Source organism: Bacillus sp. F2HM, from assembly GCF_019266135.1.
Lineage (GTDB): Bacteria > Bacillota > Bacilli > Bacillales > Bacillaceae > Bacillus > Bacillus safensis.
Genome location: NZ_LRMO01000033.1, coordinates 1 through 18,947 on the forward strand (window position 1 = coordinate 1; position 18,947 = coordinate 18,947).

At 40.8% G+C, this 18,947-nt stretch carries 23 protein-coding genes; 22 read left to right on the forward strand and 1 reads right to left on the reverse strand.

Annotated elements, in window-relative coordinates; genetic code table 11:
* Positions 1 to 150: 150 nt before the first annotated feature.
* From AWT60_RS17525 to rsmI, 13 genes are all read left to right on the forward strand, one after another.
* Positions 151 to 342, forward strand: coding sequence for a sigma factor G inhibitor Gin (locus tag AWT60_RS17525; RefSeq protein WP_024425620.1), 192 nt, complete (start codon positions 151 to 153; stop codon positions 340 to 342).
* A gap of 128 nt (positions 343 to 470) precedes the next feature.
* Complete coding sequence (locus AWT60_RS17530) at positions 471 to 1,085, forward strand: 5-bromo-4-chloroindolyl phosphate hydrolysis family protein (RefSeq protein ID WP_041105699.1); 615 nt, start codon at positions 471 to 473, stop codon at positions 1,083 to 1,085.
* Between the two features lie 18 nt (positions 1,086 to 1,103).
* On the forward strand, positions 1,104 to 2,168 hold the full coding sequence (locus AWT60_RS17535; RefSeq protein WP_076839427.1) for a toxic anion resistance protein: 1,065 nt from the start codon (positions 1,104 to 1,106) through the stop codon (positions 2,166 to 2,168).
* 77 nt (positions 2,169 to 2,245) lie between these two features.
* A complete protein-coding gene (locus AWT60_RS17540) occupies positions 2,246 to 3,655 on the forward strand; it encodes an aminotransferase class I/II-fold pyridoxal phosphate-dependent enzyme (RefSeq protein WP_076839429.1) in 1,410 nt (469 codons plus the stop codon).
* A complete protein-coding gene (gene tmk / locus AWT60_RS17545) occupies positions 3,652 to 4,278 on the forward strand; it encodes a dTMP kinase (RefSeq protein WP_218677571.1) in 627 nt (208 codons plus the stop codon). Before AWT60_RS17540 ends, tmk begins: the two co-directional genes overlap by 4 nt.
* 91 nt (positions 4,279 to 4,369) lie before the next feature.
* Positions 4,370 to 4,699: a cyclic-di-AMP receptor gene (locus tag AWT60_RS17550; protein ID WP_024425625.1), complete on the forward strand. Its 330-nt coding sequence runs from the start codon at positions 4,370 to 4,372 to the stop codon at positions 4,697 to 4,699.
* Between the two features lie 12 nt (positions 4,700 to 4,711).
* The gene (locus tag AWT60_RS17555) at positions 4,712 to 5,152 is read left to right on the forward strand and encodes a YaaR family protein (protein WP_024425626.1); all 441 of its coding nucleotides are present in this window, start codon (positions 4,712 to 4,714) and stop codon (positions 5,150 to 5,152) included.
* Between the two features lie 11 nt (positions 5,153 to 5,163).
* A complete protein-coding gene (holB, locus tag AWT60_RS17560; RefSeq protein ID WP_024425627.1) occupies positions 5,164 to 6,153 on the forward strand; it encodes a DNA polymerase III subunit delta' in 990 nt (329 codons plus the stop codon).
* 2 nt (positions 6,154 to 6,155) lie between these two features.
* On the forward strand, positions 6,156 to 6,983 hold the full coding sequence (ricT, locus tag AWT60_RS17565; RefSeq protein ID WP_218677572.1) for a competence/sporulation regulator complex protein RicT: 828 nt from the start codon (positions 6,156 to 6,158) through the stop codon (positions 6,981 to 6,983).
* Between the two features lie 14 nt (positions 6,984 to 6,997).
* Positions 6,998 to 7,351: a DNA replication initiation control protein YabA gene (gene yabA / locus AWT60_RS17570; protein ID WP_024425629.1), complete on the forward strand. Its 354-nt coding sequence runs from the start codon at positions 6,998 to 7,000 to the stop codon at positions 7,349 to 7,351.
* Positions 7,352 to 7,406: 55 nt separating this feature from the next.
* Entirely contained in the window at positions 7,407 to 8,150 is a 744-nt protein-coding gene (locus AWT60_RS17575; protein ID WP_218677573.1) for a tRNA1(Val) (adenine(37)-N6)-methyltransferase, read from the forward strand.
* Positions 8,137 to 8,436: a GIY-YIG nuclease family protein gene (locus tag AWT60_RS17580; protein WP_041105706.1), complete on the forward strand. Its 300-nt coding sequence runs from the start codon at positions 8,137 to 8,139 to the stop codon at positions 8,434 to 8,436. The genes AWT60_RS17575 and AWT60_RS17580 overlap by 14 nt, the downstream gene beginning before the upstream one ends.
* A complete protein-coding gene (gene rsmI, locus AWT60_RS17585) occupies positions 8,411 to 9,292 on the forward strand; it encodes a 16S rRNA (cytidine(1402)-2'-O)-methyltransferase (RefSeq protein ID WP_041105708.1) in 882 nt (293 codons plus the stop codon). Before AWT60_RS17580 ends, rsmI begins: the two co-directional genes overlap by 26 nt.
* A gap of 44 nt (positions 9,293 to 9,336) precedes the next feature.
* Here rsmI and AWT60_RS17590 read toward each other — a convergent pair whose 3' ends face one another.
* Entirely contained in the window at positions 9,337 to 9,627 is a 291-nt protein-coding gene (locus AWT60_RS17590) for a transition state genes transcriptional regulator AbrB (protein WP_087975202.1), read from the reverse strand.
* 520 nt (positions 9,628 to 10,147) lie between these two features.
* Between AWT60_RS17590 and metG the strand changes: the two genes are divergently transcribed.
* The 9 genes from metG to ispE all read left to right on the forward strand — a co-directional run bounded on the left by metG (position 10,148) and on the right by ispE (position 18,892).
* Positions 10,148 to 12,148, forward strand: a complete 2,001-nt coding sequence (gene metG / locus AWT60_RS17595; protein ID WP_218677574.1) for a methionine--tRNA ligase — start codon at positions 10,148 to 10,150, stop codon at positions 12,146 to 12,148.
* 81 nt (positions 12,149 to 12,229) lie between these two features.
* On the forward strand, positions 12,230 to 12,997 hold the full coding sequence (locus AWT60_RS17600; RefSeq protein WP_024425634.1) for a TatD family hydrolase: 768 nt from the start codon (positions 12,230 to 12,232) through the stop codon (positions 12,995 to 12,997).
* 244 nt (positions 12,998 to 13,241) lie between these two features.
* Positions 13,242 to 14,444 carry a G5 and 3D domain-containing protein gene (locus tag AWT60_RS17605; protein ID WP_041105711.1) on the forward strand — a complete coding sequence of 401 codons (1,203 nt, stop codon included), beginning with the start codon at positions 13,242 to 13,244 and terminating at the stop codon, positions 14,442 to 14,444.
* Between the two features lie 161 nt (positions 14,445 to 14,605).
* Positions 14,606 to 15,166, forward strand: coding sequence for a ribonuclease M5 (gene rnmV, locus AWT60_RS17610; RefSeq protein ID WP_017359323.1), 561 nt, complete (start codon positions 14,606 to 14,608; stop codon positions 15,164 to 15,166).
* The gene (gene rsmA / locus AWT60_RS17615; protein ID WP_041105713.1) at positions 15,159 to 16,037 is read left to right on the forward strand and encodes a 16S rRNA (adenine(1518)-N(6)/adenine(1519)-N(6))-dimethyltransferase RsmA; all 879 of its coding nucleotides are present in this window, start codon (positions 15,159 to 15,161) and stop codon (positions 16,035 to 16,037) included. The genes rnmV and rsmA overlap by 8 nt, the downstream gene beginning before the upstream one ends.
* Positions 16,038 to 16,171: 134 nt before the next feature.
* A complete protein-coding gene (gene yabG / locus AWT60_RS17620) occupies positions 16,172 to 17,056 on the forward strand; it encodes a sporulation peptidase YabG (protein WP_024427198.1) in 885 nt (294 codons plus the stop codon).
* 213 nt (positions 17,057 to 17,269) lie between these two features.
* Positions 17,270 to 17,527 (forward strand): biofilm formation stimulator Veg, encoded by a 258-nt coding sequence (gene veg / locus AWT60_RS17625; protein ID WP_024425637.1) that lies wholly within the window; start codon positions 17,270 to 17,272, stop codon positions 17,525 to 17,527.
* A gap of 163 nt (positions 17,528 to 17,690) precedes the next feature.
* On the forward strand, positions 17,691 to 17,876 hold the full coding sequence (locus AWT60_RS17630; protein WP_012008653.1) for a small, acid-soluble spore protein, alpha/beta type: 186 nt from the start codon (positions 17,691 to 17,693) through the stop codon (positions 17,874 to 17,876).
* Between the two features lie 146 nt (positions 17,877 to 18,022).
* Complete coding sequence (gene ispE, locus AWT60_RS17635) at positions 18,023 to 18,892, forward strand: 4-(cytidine 5'-diphospho)-2-C-methyl-D-erythritol kinase (RefSeq protein WP_019743558.1); 870 nt, start codon at positions 18,023 to 18,025, stop codon at positions 18,890 to 18,892.
* Positions 18,893 to 18,947: the final 55 nt, after the last annotated feature.

The following is an 18,947-nucleotide window of genomic DNA, read 5'->3' on the forward strand; positions in this document are numbered from 1 at the left end:
TCGGAACTGGTCTTTTTTGTTTTTTAAGAAAAGGAACAAACACTCGATCTGACATGGATACATATACTAAACTACCATCTAAAACATTCTTAATTTTGTATACAATTGAAAGCGCTAGGGCATACTGAAGCTATAAGTGGAGGTGTCACAATGAGCAAAAAAGAGCGAGAAGCGATTTGTTTGATTTGTGAAGAGAAAAAAACAAAGGGAATTTATTTATATCATCAGTTTTTGTGCCGAGAATGTGAGAGAAAGTTAATTTCTACATCGACCTCGGATCCTAGCTATGCCGATTATGTTAGAAAGCTAAAAAATCTTCATACGCCGCCTTTGTATTCATAGACCATTAGATGGTCTTTTTTTATGAGGTATGAAGGATTGGGCCTGTTTTTTGGAACTTAGTTTGGACATCATCCGTAATTAATAATAAGATAAACAGAGAGCCTGATTATTCATAGGAGTCGATGAACATGAAATCAATCTTTTATACATTTATATGGGCCATCCTCTCTACTTTTTTTTCGCTTATGATTTTAACCGTCAGTATTGGGGTTTTCCATTATCATGTTGGATTATCGATACTGTATGCGATGATGGGGTGGGGCGTGATGTTTGCAGGGAGCAGATGGGTTGCTTTCCAGTTGTTTTTAAAGAAACACGGACTTTCTCGTAGTGATTATGTATATATCAAACAGCATTTAAAAGAAGCAGGACAAAAGCTCGTACGTTTAAAGAAGGCTTTATTTGCTGTGAAGAACGTACAGACGATCAAACATAATTATGAAATTCTCCGACTTGCACGACGAATCTATACGATTACAAAAAAAGAGCCGACCCGATTTTATGATGCACAGCGTTTTTATTTTGAAAGCTTGGATTCTGTCGTTGAACTAACTGAAAAATATGCACTATTGTATAATCAGCCTGATCGCAGTCATGAGCTGGAAATGACACTAAGCCAAACTCGAGTGACGCTGACAGAGCTGCAAAAGCAATTGACGAATGATTTGCAGCAAGTATTAGGAAGAGACATAGAAGCCCTTCATATTGAGCTTGAAGTGGCAGATAAAATGATAAAGAAATAATGAAAGGAGTCAAACGTAATGAAACCAGAAGATCACATCCCAACATCACCTGCTTCCACTACAGATCTTCAGTTTCAGGTGTTTGATACCTTATCTGATGAGGAGAAACAAGAAGCCTTGCAGCGTGCTGAGCAGATCCCTGACAATCCGCAAAAGCTGCTTTTCTATGGTACACGTGTTCAGGAACGATTATTGGAACAATCACAACAAATGATGAAATATGTTGAGAAAAAAGATATCGATCAAATAGGAGACGTGCTTGAGGCCTTTTTGCACCAGCTGCATGTAGTAGAACCGGACGACTTATTGCCAAAGAAGCAGGGCTTTTTTTCGACGTTATTTCGGCGGGAGAAGCGTTCTACTCAGGAAATCATCTCGCGTTTTCAACATGCAAAATCACAGATCGAGAGATTATCAGCAAGGCTTCGTTACGCAAAAGGCGGATTAATTTCGGATCATATGTTATTAGAGCGTTTATTTGAAGAAAATCAAACTTTTTTCCAAGAGATGACACTGCAGGTTGCAGCAGTTGAAGCGAAAATGACAACTTTAGAGAAGCAGATCATATCAGAACCGGAGCAGGTTGGTAATCGGACTATAGAGGAGCAATTGATGAGTCAGGAAGTCAATGCAGAAGAATATATGGAGAGGTTGAAAGAACGGAAATATGATTTGCTGCTAAGCCGGCAAATTGCGTTGCAATGTAATGCCCAAATTCGAATTATCCAGCATACGAATCATACATTGGCCAATCACATTCAATCAACAGTTTCTGCATCTATTCCTCTATGGATCAACCAAATGTCGATTGCATTAACGCATATTCAACAGCGTGCCAATTCAGCTCTTGAGAATCGAATCCAAAAAACATATGAAAAGGTATCAAAGCAGCAGGGGGAGCTTCTTGAAGAGGCAGCTTTTGCACCTATAGATACGTTGAAAAAGGTTCAACGCCAATTAGCTGAAACCTTACAGGAAACGTTACAGGTGAAGGAGCATGGAAGCCAAGAGCGAGCCCAATTGAAAAACAGCATGTATGAGGCAGAACAGCAGCTGGCGAATCACCAGCCAATAAAGGAATGAGAATCCATCTTTCGGTTCCCTTGTATGAACGTTATAATAGACATAAGATATCGTTAAAGTGAAAAGGGTCGATTTGTTTGAAAACACCTTTATATACAGCATTAGCACAACATGCGGAAAAGAAACCTTATTCTTTCCACGTTCCAGGACATCACAATGGAGATGTCTTTTTTGATGAGGCACGGACTTATTATGACTCAATTCTTCAGCTGGATGTAACAGAGCTTGAAGGGTTAGATGATCTCCATCATCCAACTGGTGTGATTCAAGAGGCTGAACATTTATTGGCAAAGCTATATGGATCAGATCAAAGCTTTTTCCTTGTGAATGGGACAACTGTCGGAAATTTAGCGATGGTGATGGCAGCCTGTCGTGCGGGAGATGAGATTTTCGTCCAGCGAAATTGTCATAAGTCTGTTTATCATGGGATTGAGCTTGCAGGAGCCACGCCTATTATGGTAGAAGCTGAGGTAGATCCACACCTGCATGTTCCAACACATGTGACGAATGAAACAGTCAAAAAAGCCATATCCAAACATCCTAATTGCCGAGCGATCGTTTTGACTTATCCGAACTACTACGGACATGCAGCTGATTTATCAAAGCTGATTGACATGTGTCACGAAGAAGGGATGATCGTTTTAGTTGATGAGGCACATGGTGCACATTTTGTATTAGGCGGCGCTTTTCCTCCATCTGCTCTTTCCTATGGAGCTGACGTGGTGGTACAATCAGCACATAAAACCCTTCCGGCCATGACGATGGGATCCTACCTTCATCTTCAGGGGGGGCGAATGGATGCAAAACGTTTGAAAACATTCCTCACGATGCTTCAAAGCAGTTCTCCATCCTATCCAATTATGGCCTCATTAGATGTGGCAAGAGCTTATGTCGAGGAGATCAAGAAAAAAGAGATCTTGGATGGAATGATGAAAGAGCTGGCAGAGCTGAAAAATGAGTTCAATCGTATACCTCAGCTTGAAGTGGTAGAGTCTGAATTGCTTTCTAACGATCCATTAAAATGTGTGATTCGATCAACAAAAGGGCTGACTGGTTATGAACTAAAACGAGTACTTGAATCAGTGGAGGTTCACCCAGAGCTTGCGGACGAACATCAGGTTTTACTTGTCTTTGGTTTAGAACAGAAGAAGGATATACCTTTTAAACGGATAGAGCAGGCCCTTAATCAAAGCAATTCATTGCTCAAAGGAAAAGATCATTTGCAAAGAGAGGCGCTGGCTGATGACAACGAGGAGCATAGACAGGATATAGAAGCCGTCTCATTTGAACATGCAGCAGGACGGGTTAGTGCAGAATCGGTTATTCCATATCCACCGGGTATTCCTTTGATCGTTAAGGGAGAGCGTATTGAAATCGATCAAATTGCGGCTTTAAGCCGTTTGCTTGGACATCAGGTTCATGTTCAAGCCAGTCAGGTGATTCATCAGAGAAAATTATATGTTTATATAGAAGAGGAGACACTATGAGCGGTATGTTTATTACGTTTGAAGGGCCAGAGGGTGCTGGAAAAACGACAGTGATTCGAAAAGTGTATGAAGAAATGGAACGCCAAGGATATGTAGTGATGGCGACACGTGAGCCTGGCGGCATTGACATTGCAGAGCAGATTCGTGAAGTCATTTTAAATGAAAAAAACACAAAAATGGATGCGAAAACAGAAGCTTTGCTGTATGCAGCCGCAAGAAGGCAGCATTTGGCTGAGAAGGTAGAACCGGCATTACAGCGCGGGCAGACGGTTTTATGTGATCGTTTTGTCGATAGCTCCCTTGCTTATCAAGGCTATGCGAGAGGGCTTGGGATTGAAGAAGTAAAGTCAATTAACGACTTTGCTATCAATGGCACGATGCCGCAAATGACCATTTATTTTTCTATTACACCTGAGGAAGGGCTAAAGCGAATTGATGCCAACCAGGGAAGAGAAAAGAATCGATTAGACATGGAGACGCTGAATTTCCACCAGCTTGTCAGAGAAGGCTATGAACTGCTTATTGCACAATCGCCAGAACGATTCCGTGTAGTGGATGCGTCTCAGCCGATGCAGGCTGTCTATGAAGAAGTCCTTCAATTGATTCAGGACACATTAAAGTAAAATCAAATATGACCTAATTCCCAATCGTTGTTATAATATAGAGGAAGACATCGGCATGTCATCTGTGCCTAAAATAAAGGAGGCCAATCAAATGAAATTAATTGTTGCCGTTGTACAGGACCAAGATAGCAGCAAGTTGTTGAAAATATTGACTGAACATCATTTCGGCGTGACAAAATTAGCTTCAACTGGTGGGTTTTTAAAGTCTGGGAATACGACTTTTATTATTGGTTGTGATGATGTCCGGGTGGATAAAGCATTACAGCTTATAAAAGAAAATTGCCGTAAACGTGATCAAATGATCGCGCCTGTCTCCCCAATGGGCGGAAATGCAGATTCATACGTACCATACCCTGTTGAGGTTGAAGTTGGCGGAGCTACTGTCTTTATTCTGCCAGTTGAACAATTTCATCAATTTTAAGGATGGGTTGCTGTGAAAATTAATCAAGATATGCGGCTGCGTTTAGAAAAGCGTGAACTTCAAGCGATGAAAGGAAGCCAGACATCTGCCTCCTTTAAAGCTTCGATGGAGACGCAAAGCGGCAAACTGCGCTTAGAACAGCTGACGGTCATGCTGAGTGATATCGAAGTGTTCGGAAAAAAGCTTGCAAAGTCACGAAACCTAAAGGATTTGGCTAGGTTTAAAGGTCTGGTGAAGCGCTTTGTGAAAGAGACAGTCGATAATGGATTAAATATAGAAACATCAAGGAGCTTTGACATTTATGGAAACACACGTACACTTGCTTTGGTCAAAGCCTTAGATGAAAAGCTGATTGAATTAACCGAGGAAATGATGGATCAAGAGAAACCATCTATTGATTTGCTTGAACGTATTGGAGAAATAAAAGGTTTATTGATTAACCTTTACACATAGAGAGTGATAACATGGCAATTAGCTGGGATGACATGAATGATTTGCAGCCGCGCGTCATGCGGCTGATTTTTAATAGTATTGATAAAGACCGACTTGCGCACGCCTACTTATTTGAAGGAAAAAAAGGAACCGGAAAACTGGATGCAGCGATGCTTTTGGCTAAGAGCTTTTTTTGTTTGGAATCAGGAGTGAAACCATGTGAATCCTGTCAAAACTGCAAAAGGATTGCATCAGGAAACCATCCCGATTTACATCTTGTGCAGCCCGATGGCCAATCAATTAAGAAGGCGCAAGTGCAGGCACTGCAAGAGGAATTTACAAAAGCAGGTGTAGAATCTCACCGGAAAATGTATATTATTCTTCATGCGGACAAAATGACGGTCAATGCCGCGAACAGTTTATTGAAGTTCCTAGAGGAGCCTAATCGGGAAACGATGGCGGTTTTAATCACTGAGCAATCTCATAAAATGCTGGATACGATTATTTCAAGATGTCAGATGCTCAGCTTTCAGCCGCTGCAGCCACAATCCTTGGAGCAGCAGCTTTTACAAGAAGGCGTATCTCAGCACCTCGCAAGGCTTTTGTCGAATTTAACCAATAATTTAGCAGAAGCACTCGAATTAAGTCGAAATGATCAGTTTGCAGAGTCTAGAGCGAAAGTGATAAAATTGTATGAAGTCTTACACCAGCGAAAAGAACATGCATTTTTTTATATACAGGATCAATGGATGCCTTTTTTCAAAGAAAAAGACCTTCAAGAAACAGGTCTGGATATGCTTTTATTTATATATCGTGATGTATTGTCGATTCAAATAGGAAATGAAGATAAAGTCATTTATCAAGACTTATTCCAGACAATGAAGCAGCATGCGCTGCATTCCACACAGCAGATGGTGACCAGCCAGATCCTTGCTGTATTAGAAGCGAAAAAGAGACTTCAATCCAACGTGAATGCCCAAGGGCTGATGGAGCAATTGGTGTTGATGTTGCAGGAGGGATAAGCTTGTACAACGTAATTGGTGTTCGCTTTAAAAAAGCGGGCAAAATCTATTATTTCGATCCTAATGGATTTCATATAGAAAATGATAGTTGTGTCATTGTAGAAACGGTCAGAGGGGTTGAGTACGGACAAGTGGTCATCGCCAACAAAAAAGTAGATGAACACGATGTGGTTCTCCCTCTGCGTAAAGTCATTCGTGTAGCAGACGAACGAGACCGGCTCATCGTTGAGGAAAACAAAGAAGCAGCGATGACAGCCTTTGATACATGTCTTCAGAAGGTAAGTGAACATGGGCTAGAAATGAAATTGGTTGATGTTGAATTTACATTTGACCGAAACAAGGTCATCTTCTACTTCACAGCAGATGGCAGAGTTGATTTCCGTGAGCTAGTGAAGGATCTTGCATCAATCTTCAAAACGAGAATTGAACTTCGCCAGATTGGCGTAAGAGACGAGGCAAAAATGCTTGGCGGTATTGGTCCTTGCGGGCGAATGCTTTGCTGTTCGACATTCTTAGGAGACTTTGAACCAGTGTCTATTAAGATGGCAAAGGATCAAAACCTGTCGTTAAATCCGACAAAAATTTCAGGACTATGCGGCCGTTTGATGTGCTGCTTGAAATATGAGAATGATGAGTATGAAACAGTGAAGGAACAATTACCGGATATCGGTGAAACGATTCAGACGTCTAATGGCTCTGCAAAGGTAGTAGGGCTCAATATTTTAGAACGAATTTTGCAAGTTGAATTAACCGGGCAAGAAAAAGTGATAGAATATACATGGGAAGAATTATTACAAGAAGGCGTTGTATCTGCACAAACAACTGAGTAACGAGGTGTGCCACCTTGGATAAAAAGGAACTATTTGATACGGTGATTAATTTAGAAGAACAAATCGGTTCTCTTTATCGCCAGTTAGGTGATTTGAAAAATCATATCGGTGAAGTGATTGAAGAAAATCATCAGCTGCAGATGGAGAATCAGCACTTGCGTGAACGTCTGGATCAGTCCGATCGAGACAAATCGTCTGAGGCAGAGAATGATTCTGCCCAGAAGCCAAGTCATTCTGATATAGGAGAAGGTCATGATAACCTGGCCCGGTTATATCAGGAGGGCTTCCATATTTGTAATGTACATTATGGGAGCATTCGTAAAGAGGGAGACTGTTTGTTCTGTCTGTCATTTTTAAATAAAAAATGAGAAAAGGCTTCCGCTGAATCGGGAGCCTTTTTCACAGGAAAAGAAAGGATACATCATGGTTTCGTTAAGAGAAGATGAACGTTTAGATTACCTGCTCGCCGAAGATATGAAGATTATTCAAAGTAAAACGGTGTTTGCCTTTTCATTGGACGCGGTGTTATTAGCTAAATTTGCGTATGTGCCAATCCAAAAAGGAGAGATCATTGATCTTTGTACCGGAAATGGCATCGTGCCATTACTGCTTTCAACTCGATCTAAGGCCTCGATTACGGGGGTTGAAATTCAAGAACGGCTGTTTGATATGGCAAAAAGAAGTGTGGAGTATAATCAACTTGCGCACCAGATTGAATTGATTCAAGGTGATTTGAATGATATGCCGGAACGCTACGGCAACCATAAAGTTGATGTGATTACATGTAACCCGCCATATTTTAAGACACCCTCTAAGGATGAAATCAATGAAAATGAATATTTGGCGATTGCACGGCATGAAATTCATTGTACATTAGAAGATGTTATTCGTGTTTCTTCCACGCTGCTAAAGCAAGGGGGGAAACTGGCGATGGTTCATCGACCAGGAAGGCTGCTTGAGATTGTGGAATTAATGAAAAAATACCGAATTGAGCCGAAACGAATTCAATTTGTTTATCCCAAACAAGGGAAAGAAGCCAATACCATCTTGGTAGAGGGCATAAAAGATGGAAAACCAGATCTGAAAATTCTCCCGCCTCTTTTTGTTTATGGGGAAGATCAGGAGTATACAGATGAAATCAGGACGATACTGTATGGAGAAGCATAATCATTACTTCTATGTATTAAAATGTGCAGATGGCAGCCTGTATGCGGGTTATACAAATGATTTACAAAAGAGATTGATGACCCACAATAGTGGAAAGGGAGCAAAGTATACAAGAGCGAGACGGCCGGTTGAGCTTTTTTATCATGAATGTTTTGCAACCAAAAGAGAAGCCATGCAGCAAGAATATCGTTTCAAAACGTGGACGCGGAAAAAGAAAGACATTTATATAGAAGAAATGCGAATGGAAAAGGAGGCGGCACATGAAAAAGACACAGAAAAGCTTTGATGGTCAATCTGGCATGGGTATTCTTTATCTTGTCCCAACCCCGATCGGAAATCTAGAAGATATGACGTTCCGAGCGATACAAACATTAAAAGATGTAGACTATATTGCCGCAGAAGATACAAGGCAAACGAAAAAGCTTTGTCATGTATACGAAATTGATACACCCTTAACCAGCTATCATGAGCATAACAAAGACAGCAGCGGCCACAAGTTAATCGAATGGCTAAAAGAAGGGAAAAGTATCGCACTCGTGAGTGATGCCGGTTTACCGACGATTTCAGATCCAGGGGCTGAAGTGGTTCGAGATTTTACTAGCATCGGAGGCTATGTCATTCCGTTACCTGGCGCAAATGCTGCACTAACGGCACTCATTGCATCAGGAATCGGACCTCAGCCATTTTTCTTTTATGGTTTTCTCGACCGTCAAAAAAAAGAAAAGAAAAAGCAGCTTGAAGCCTTGAAAAAACGTCAAGAAACGATCATTTTCTATGAAGCGCCCCATCGGTTAAAAGAAACGCTGACTTTAATGAAGGAAGTGTGGGGGAATCGGAACATCGCGATTACGAGAGAACTGACGAAAAAATTCGAAGAGTTTATTCGTGGGGATTTAGAATCTGTGCTGACATGGGCTGCGGAGAATCAAATTCGAGGTGAGTTCTGTCTTGTGGTACAAGGAAATGATCAAGCTGAAGAAGAGCTGAATGAAGAAGCTTGGTGGACGTCCTTATCTGAAAAAGAACATGTGATCCATTACATAGAGGAAGGATTAACGTCGAAGGAAGCCATTAAACGTACAGCTGTCGAACGTGGTGTGCCAAAGCGCACGATATACGATGCCTATCATATTGAACAATAAAGAAAGGTTCTTGCAAACGGTGCAAGAACCTTTTTATATGAACCTTATTTTTGTGATTGAAGTTGGTTTTGGATTTCGTTAATGATTTGCTCTGCACCTTCACGGCTAAGAACTAATTTACCATTAGCAAGCTTAAGGTTATCGTCTGATACTTCACCTGTTACTTGGCAAGTCATGTTTGGTTTATATTTTTTTAAGATAATTTTTTCATCATCAACATAAATTTCCAAAGCGTCTTTTTCAGCGATTCCTAGCGTACGGCGAAGTTCGATTGGAATCACCACGCGTCCTAATTCGTCAACTTTACGTACAATACCTGTAGATTTCATCTTCATTCTCCTCCCAAAAAGTTCTTATTCTTAAAATAATATTATCTTCGTCATTATTCGACAAATTCCTTACATTCCTAGCATAACAAGGTTTCCATAAATCGTCAATCATTTTGTTTACTATTGTTTGTAAAATATGACTCTTAAAGTCAAAAGACCTTGAAACTACTGGTGTATAAGGATTTTGTAGGCTTTTCCTATGAAAATATAAGAAATGCCGAGATCAGATTAACAAGACTTTTGCCCTAATTTAGCCAATTGTAAATCTGGAAATAGATTTCATACGACAATATTCGACAAAATGTCGACGGGTTTGTCGTTTTTTTCGAAAAACTCATCTTTTTCGATCATTTCATCTTGTTCTATGTATATATGCTTGATCTTAAAGGCTAAGATGGTATCATAGAGAAAGCACAAGTGCAAAATTGAATGAATTGATCTGACACATTTTCATGTAATGATGATAACCGCTCTCGTCCATTGGGCGGGAGTTTTTGACATTTACACACACGCAGGAGGTTCCGACATGCCGGAAAAGAAAAAAACGTTTTATCTGACAACACCTATTTACTATCCGAGCGGAAAATTACATATTGGACATGCTTATACGACAGTAGCAGGAGATGCTATGGCTCGTTATAAACGTCTACAAGGCTATGATGTGATGTATTTAACAGGTACAGATGAGCACGGACAAAAAATACAGCAAAAAGCTGAAGAACAAAATATCACACCGATCGAGTATTTAGATCCAGTCGTTGAAGACATTAAATCATTATGGAAGAAACTCGACATTTCGAATGATGACTTCATCCGTACAACAGAAAAAAGACATACGAAAATCATTGAGCAGGTCTTCCAAAAGTTGCTTGATCAAGGCGATATTTATTTAGATCAATATGAGGGCTGGTACAGTATTCCTGATGAGACATTCTATACGGAAACACAGCTTGTTGATGTTGAGCGTAATGAGAAAGGGGAAGTCATTGGCGGGAAAAGCCCTGACAGCGGCCACCCTGTTGAATTAATTAAAGAGGAATCATATTTCTTCCGTATGAGTAAGTATGCGGACCGTTTGCTCGATTATTACGAAAAAAATCCATCGTTTATTCAGCCTGAATCAAGAAAGAATGAAATGATTAATAACTTCATTAAACCAGGTTTAGAGGATTTAGCAGTATCAAGAACAACCTTTGATTGGGGAATTAAAGTTCCTAACAATCCAAAGCACGTCATTTATGTATGGATTGATGCGTTATTTAACTATTTAACTGCGATTGGCTATGGAACAGATCAAGATGAAAAATATAAAAAATATTGGCCTGCCAACGTACATCTCGTAGGAAAAGAAATTGTACGCTTCCATACGATTTATTGGCCGATTATGTTAATGGCATTAGATCTGCCTCTGCCGAAACAAATTTTCGCACACGGCTGGCTGCTCATGAAAGATGGCAAAATGTCTAAATCAAAAGGGAATGTGGTAGATCCGGTCACATTAATTGATCGCTATGGCCTCGATGCCCTTCGTTATTATCTGCTTCGCGAAGTACCATTTGGTGCAGATGGTGTGTTTACACCAGAAGGATTCGTGGAACGTGTAAACTATGACCTTGCCAATGATTTAGGTAACTTGCTTAATCGTACAGTTGCGATGGTTCAAAAATATTTTGACGGCACATTAAGCAGCTATAAGGGTCCTGTTAATGAGTTTGATGAAGAGCTGAAAGCAGTCGCTGAGCAGACAGTCAAAGCCTATGAAGAAGCGATGGAAAATCTTGAATTCTCTGTGGCTCTTTCAAATGTTTGGACATTAATCAGCAGAACCAATAAATATATTGATCAAACAGCTCCATGGGTGCTGGCAAAGGATGAAACAAAACGAAAAGAACTGCATTCTGTTATGTATCATTTAGCAGAATCACTTCGAATCACAGCAGTACTCTTAACGCCATTCCTAACGAAAACACCTGAGAAAATCTTCTTCCAGCTTGGAATTGAAGAAGAGAAGCTCAAAAGCTGGGATAGTATCCTATCATTTGGTGCGATTCAACAAGCGACGGTACAAAAAGGAGAGCCTTTGTTCCCGCGTTTAGAGGTTGAAGAAGAAGTAGCCTACATTAAAGAAAAAATGCAGGGAAGTGCACCTAAGGTAGAAGAAGAGAAAGTGGAAATCGAAGAAACGGAATTACCTGAGCTGGGAGCAGAAATTGCATTTGATGATTTCTCAAAAGTTGATCTTCGAGTTGCACAGGTATTGGAAGCAGCCCCAGTGAAAAAAGCGGATCGTCTTTTAAAGCTTCAGCTTGATTTTGGATTTGAAAAAAGACAAATAGTCTCTGGGATTGCCAAGCACTATCAACCAGAAGAATTAGTAGGGAAAAAGCTCGTTTGCGTAGCGAATCTTACCCCAGTTAAACTCAGAGGGGAAATTTCCCAGGGAATGATTTTAACTGGAGAAACAGGCGGGGAATTGCAGGTTCTTGAAGTAGATCAATCTCTAGCAAATGGAACAAAAATTTTATAACTCAACAAAGGTGTTCCACGTGTAACATTTCGTCGAACACCTTTTGTTTTTTAGCAGAATTGTCGAAAGGAGCAAACAACTATGTTATTTGATACACATGCCCACTTGAATGCAGAACAATACAATGAAGACTTAGAACAGGTGATCGAAAGAGCGAAAAGCGAAAAAGTTGAGAAAATCGTGGTGGTAGGGTTTGACCGCCCAACAATTACGAGAGCGATGGAATTAATTGAAGAGTATGATTTCATATATGCAGCTATCGGCTGGCATCCAGTCGATGCTATTGATATGACAGATGAGGATTTGGCTTGGATCAAAGATTTATCTCAACACGAAAAAGTGGTTGCGATTGGAGAAATGGGTCTGGATTACTATTGGGACAAGTCGCCAAAAGATGTGCAAAAGGAAGTCTTTAGACGCCAAATTGCTCTTGCGAAGGAAGTGAAGCTTCCAATCGTTATTCATAATCGTGACGCAACGGAAGATGTCGTGACGATTTTAAAGGAAGAGGGAGCAGCTGAAGTTGGAGGTATTATGCACTGCTTTACTGGCAGTCTGGAAACTGCAAAAGCGTGTATGGAGATGAACTTTTATATTTCATTCGGTGGACCCGTGACATTTAAAAATGCCAAAAAGCCAAAGGAAGTTGTAAAGGAGATACCAAGTGACAAGCTTTTGATTGAAACAGACTGCCCATACTTAACGCCAGTGCCATTTAGAGGGAAACGTAATGAGCCAAGTTATGTCAAATATATCGCAGAACAGATTGCGGAGCTGAGAGAAATTAGCTTTGAAGAGCTTGCTGAATTGACAACAAAAAATGCAAAAAAAGTTTTCCGTATAAACTGACAGTATATGATGTCAATCCTTGTTTAAGCTTGTCCAATTGTGAAACATAACGAAAAAGTTCTACACGTTTGCGCCTCCTCATAGGATAAGTTGTCGATAAGTCTTTCTTCCCTTCCTTCCATAAATCTCCCATAATAGGTTTACAATCGAGCATTTTTGTACAGTGGGTGGAAGGGTTGACAGGTTTTGAGATACTCTATATAATCTCTCCGAGGAGAAGGAGGCGTTTTTCATCGTACAAAAAATGAAAAATCTGTTTTCTGTGAAGCTAGGAAAAGGCAAGGTTTTATTACTAGTTGTTTGCTTGCTTTTAGCTGGAACTGGAACGGCTTACGGTGCGCATGAGCTCACTAAGCAGTCTATTACCATTTCAATCAATGGTAAAGAGAAGACAATTCGTACACATGAAGAGACAGTAGCTCAGCTGCTTTCAGACCTTGGCATAAGGACCAAGGCGGAGGATCATATCTCTCCAAGTCTAAATACAAAGATTCAAGACAACATGAACATTGTGTATGATGCGGCTATACCGGTTCATCTGACCCTAGATGGGAAAGAGAAAACGATATGGACAACAGATCAGACGGTTGGAGCATTATTGAAGAATGAGAAGATAGATATTGGGAAGCACGATCAAGTAACTCCAGGAAAGAATGACAAGTTAAAAAAGGATATGAATCTTGTGGTTCAGCAGGCCTTCCAGGTCAGCTTAAATGATGGAGGAAAAGATAAAAAAGTGTGGACCACTTCGACTACGGTCGCTGACTTTTTAAAGCAACAAGAGCTGAAGCTCAAGAAGCACGATAAGATCAAGCCTGCGTTACATAGTAACCTTTCTAAAAAGAGCGCAGATATAAAGATCACTCGGGTGGAAAAAGTCACCGATGTAGTGGAAGAGAAAATTGCTTTTGATACCAAACATAAAAAGGATCATTCTCTTGAAAAAGGGAAAGAGAAGGTACTTAAAAAAGGTGAAGAAGGTAAATTGAAGAAGCACTATGCCATTGTGAAAGAAAACGGCAAAGTGGTGTCTAAAGAATTGATTAAAGAAGTGACCGAAAAAGATAGTAAGGACCGATTAGTGGCTATTGGTACACAAGTGGCCAAAAAGGAGCCTACAGCGTCCCCTGCGGTTTCACGAAGCAATGAATCGTCAGGAAAAGAATTTTATGTGGCGTCAACAGCCTATACAGCAAGCTGTGCTGGATGTACGGGCAGAACGTCTACAGGCTTTAATTTAAAAGCAAATCCGGGTGCAAAGGTCATAGCAGTTGATCCGAGTGTCATTCCGCTGGGCTCAAAAGTGTATGTGGAAGGCTATGGATATGCCGTTGCATCAGACACTGGATCTGCTATAAAAGGGAATAAAATTGATGTGTTCGTCCCAAGTAAGTCGGCAGCTTATCAATGGGGAAATAAACGAGTGAAGATTAGAGTACTCAAATAAACACATCAAATCATTTATATGAACAGAGGGCTTTGCGCACCCTCTGTTTTTTTGGTTATAATAGAAGCACTGTTTTCTAATTAATTAGACGCAAAAGCAGCATGAAAGGTTTCGTTTTTTTAACCAAAAAATGTAGATTGTTTTTGCAAGCGGAGGAATACATGAAAATCAAAGAAATCATTGTGGTGGAGGGTCGTGATGACACTGCCAGAGTGAAGATGGCGGTTGATGCAGATACGATCGAAACAAACGGATCCGCCATTGGCGATACAGTCATTCAACAAGTGCGTCTTGCGCAGGAGACGAGAGGGGTCATTATTTTAACAGATCCTGATTTTCCTGGTGAGAAGATCCGTAAAACCATCGCAGAGGCAGTTCCTGGCTGTAAGCACGCTTTTTTGCCAAAACATCTTGCGAAGGCGAAGCGGGATAAAGGAATTGGTGTCGAGCATGCTTCCTTGGACAGTATTCGGGAATGTCTTGCCCATGTCCATGAAGAAATGGAAGAATCGGAAAGTGACATTACATTAGACGACTTATTTGACGCAGGCCTTATCGGTGGCGAAGCATCGAAACGCCGCCGCGAACGACTAGGAGTGCTTTTAAATATAGGATATACCAATGCGAAGCAGCTGCAAAAGCGCCTTCACATGTTCCAAATAACCAAACATGATTTTATTGCGGCCTTAAAGACCGTCATGCAGGAGGAAGCCGATGAATAAAGATATTGCGACACCCGTCAGAACGAAGGAAATACTGAAGAAGTACGGTTTCTCTTTTAAAAAGAGCTTAGGGCAGAACTTCTTAATTGATACAAATATTTTAGATCGCATTGTCGATCATGCGGAGGTTACAGATGAGACCGGCGTCATTGAAATTGGACCTGGTATCGGCGCATTGACAGAGCAGCTCGCTAAACGTGCAAAGAAAGTCACCGCTTTTGAAATCGATCAGCGTTTATTGCCTATTTTAAACGATACACTTTCTCCATATGATAATGTCACGATCATTCATCAAGATGTATTAAAGGCGGATGTGAGAAAGGTCATCGAGGAAAATTTTGCTGACTGTAAGGAAGTGATGGTCGTAGCCAACCTTCCATATTACGTGACAACACCGATTATTATGAAATTGCTTGAAGAAAACCTTCCATTGAAAGGGATTGTGGTCATGCTGCAAAAAGAAGTAGCAGATCGTATGGCAGCTGCCCCATCATCAAAGGAATATAATTCACTGTCTATCGCAGTTCAATTTTATACGGAAGCAAAAACGGTGATGGTTGTGCCTAAAACGGTTTTTGTTCCTCAGCCAAATGTCGATTCGGCTGTGATTAAGCTGACTGTTCGTGAAACGCCTGCTGTCTCAGTAGAAAATGATGCGTTTTTCTTTCAATTGATCCGAGCGAGCTTTGGCCAACGACGGAAAACATTGATGAATAATTTGATGAATAATCTACCTGATGGAAAAAAACATAAAGCGATTATCGAAGAAGCACTTCAAACAGCAGATATTGAAGGAAAGCGCCGCGGAGAATCATTATCCATTGAGGAATTTGCCCGTTTGTCGAATGTTTTACAAAAAGCCCTTTCGTAAGGGCTTTTTTCTTTTGTTTTTCACCACTTCAACTGTTCGGGCATAGGCTAGAAAGAACAGCACATATGAAAGACGGCCATGTGTAGTGCAAGACGATACCAACAGGATATGAGCCTGATTGTGGAGTGAACAGCATGCAATTTCAAATAGGAGATATGGTGACGAGGGCATCCTATCAAATGGATATTATGTTTCGAATCATTCGAATTGATGAGACAGATCAGCACGAAGCCACTGCCATATTGCATGGGAATGAAGTGAGGCTGATTGCTGATGCTAAGATGTCAGATCTCGTCTTAATTCAAAAAGAGGAGCAGCTGACAAGGGAGAAGGACGACGAACGGAAAATTAACGAATCGCTCGACTTACTAAGACAGGATTATCAGCTGCTGCGTGAAAAACAAGAGTATTATACTTCTGGACAATATCAGCATCAGGAGCAGTATTTTCACATGCCTGGAAAGGTCCTTCATTTAGATGGAGATGCTTCATACTTAAAGAAATGCTTAGATGTATATGAACGAATTGGTGTGCCTGTATATGGAGTGCATTGTCATGAGAAGAAAATGCCAAGCGTGATCGATTCGTTACTTGATCAATATCGGCCTGATATTTTGGTCATTACAGGGCATGATGCGTATTCCAAGCAAAAGGGCGGCGTAAATGATATCGGTGCCTATCGCCATTCTCGTCATTTCGTTGAGACGGTTCAAAAAGCAAGAAAGAAAATTCCTCATTTAGATCAGCTTGTGATCTTTGCAGGCGCCTGTCAATCTCATTTCGAATCATTGATCCAAGCAGGTGCCAATTTTGCAAGCTCACCTTCACGTGTGAACATCCATGCGCTCGATCCCGTCTATATCGTTGCGAAGATCAGCTTCACTCCATTTGTAGATCGAATCAATGTGTGGGATGTGCTTCGTAATACATTAACAAGAGAAAAAGGTCTAGGAGGCATCGAGACGAAGGGTGTTTTAAGGGTAGGTATGCCATATAAAAAAGACCATGAATCGACATAACCCGACTGATTTCAGTCTGGTTTTTTTTATGTGTAAAAAGAAATTTCAAACGGATACATAATTCACCGGAATTTGAGAAAAATAGGGAGGAGAAAAGGTAGAAGTTTGTCAAAATTATTTTGTTGACAATGGCTCGTGTTGGTTGATATAATTTAATTTTTATTTGACAAAAATGGGCCGTTGTTGTATAATTATCTCAGTGAGGTGGATGCAATGGCGAAGACTTTGTCCGACATCAAAAGATCGCTTGATGGTAACTTAGGTAAACGTTTGACGTTAAAGGCTAACGGAGGCCGCCGTAAAACAATTGAGCGTTCGGGCATTTTAGCTGAAACGTACCCTTCTGTATTTGTGATTCAATTAGATCAAGATGAGAATTCGTTTGAAAGAGTTTCTTACAGTTATGCAGATATACTGACTGAGACGGTCGAATTAACGTTCGATGATGCCGCTAGCTCAGTCGCCTATTAATGGGCAGTGAACTTCTTGTTTACTGCTTTTTGTTTTGCCTTTTTTTCTGAATGGGAGTCTGTCCATTTTTTGAAAGGGGTAAAAGAAAGGATTCGATATAAAATAAGAAAGCCACAAAAGCAGTGGCACTGATTCGAATTCTCGACTAAAGGGGCTGTTTCGTTTGGGTAGACGCCGAGGCATTATGTCAGATGAGTTCAAATACGAGCTGGCGAAGGATCTTGGATTTTATGATACCGTCAAAAATGGAGGCTGGGGAGAAATTCGTGCGCGTGACGCAGGTAATATGGTCAAACGTGCCATCGAATTAGCTCAGCAGCACATGGCTCAGGATGAGAATCAACGATAGAAAAATGGTCAGGGATACCTCAGGTGTCTCTGGCTTTTTTTGTTGAAAAAGTCAGTGTGCTGGGCGTAAAAGCCAATATTCATCAGATCCATCAAATGTGATACAATATTGATACTTATGTTTAGATGGAGAAGTAGGTGAAATGTTTGCGTATTTTAGAAAAAGCACCGGCAAAAATTAATCTCTCACTTGATGTCCATGGAAAAAGACCGGATGGATATCACGAAGTAGAGATGGTGATGACAACAATAGACCTTGCAGATCGACTTGAGCTGACTGAGCTGGACAAAGACGAAATCCGTGTATCATCTCATAATCGATTTGTGCCAGATGATCAGCGTAACTTGGCTTATCAGGCGGCTAAATTACTCAAAACAAGGTTCGGTATTCAAAAAGGGGTATCGATTGTCATCACAAAAGCAATACCTGTTGCAGCAGGTTTAGCTGGAGGCAGCAGTGATGCTGCAGCAGCGCTTCGCGGTTTAAACCGTTTGTGGAAGTTAAATCTCACGTTAGATGAACTGGCTGAGCTTGGAGCGGAGATCGGCTCAGATGTGTCTTTTTGTGTACACGGAGGCACAGCACTAGCGACAGGACGTGGAGAAAAACTGAAGCATATCGCGACACCGCCGCATTGCTGGGTGATTTTAGCGAAGCCGGTGATTGGGGTATCTACAGCTGAAGTTTATAGACAATATGACGCAAGCAAAGTAGAACACCCAAATGTACAGCGTATGATTGAAGCCATAGAAGCGAAAGATTATAAAGAGATGTGCGGCTCACTCGGTAACGTTCTGGAGTCTGTGACATTAAAGATGTATCCGGAAGTAGATATGATCAAAAGACAGATGAAGCGTTTCGGTGCTGATGCTGTATTAATGAGTGGAAGCGGCCCAACGGTATTTGGCTTGATTCAATATGAATCGAAGGTACAAAGAATATATAACGGACTGAGAGGATTTTGTGATCAAGTATACGCTGTCCGCATGATCGGCGAACAAAATGCCCTTGATTAAATCCGTATATTAAGTTATATTATTCATAAATTATTCGGGTTCTGGGGGTAAGTTC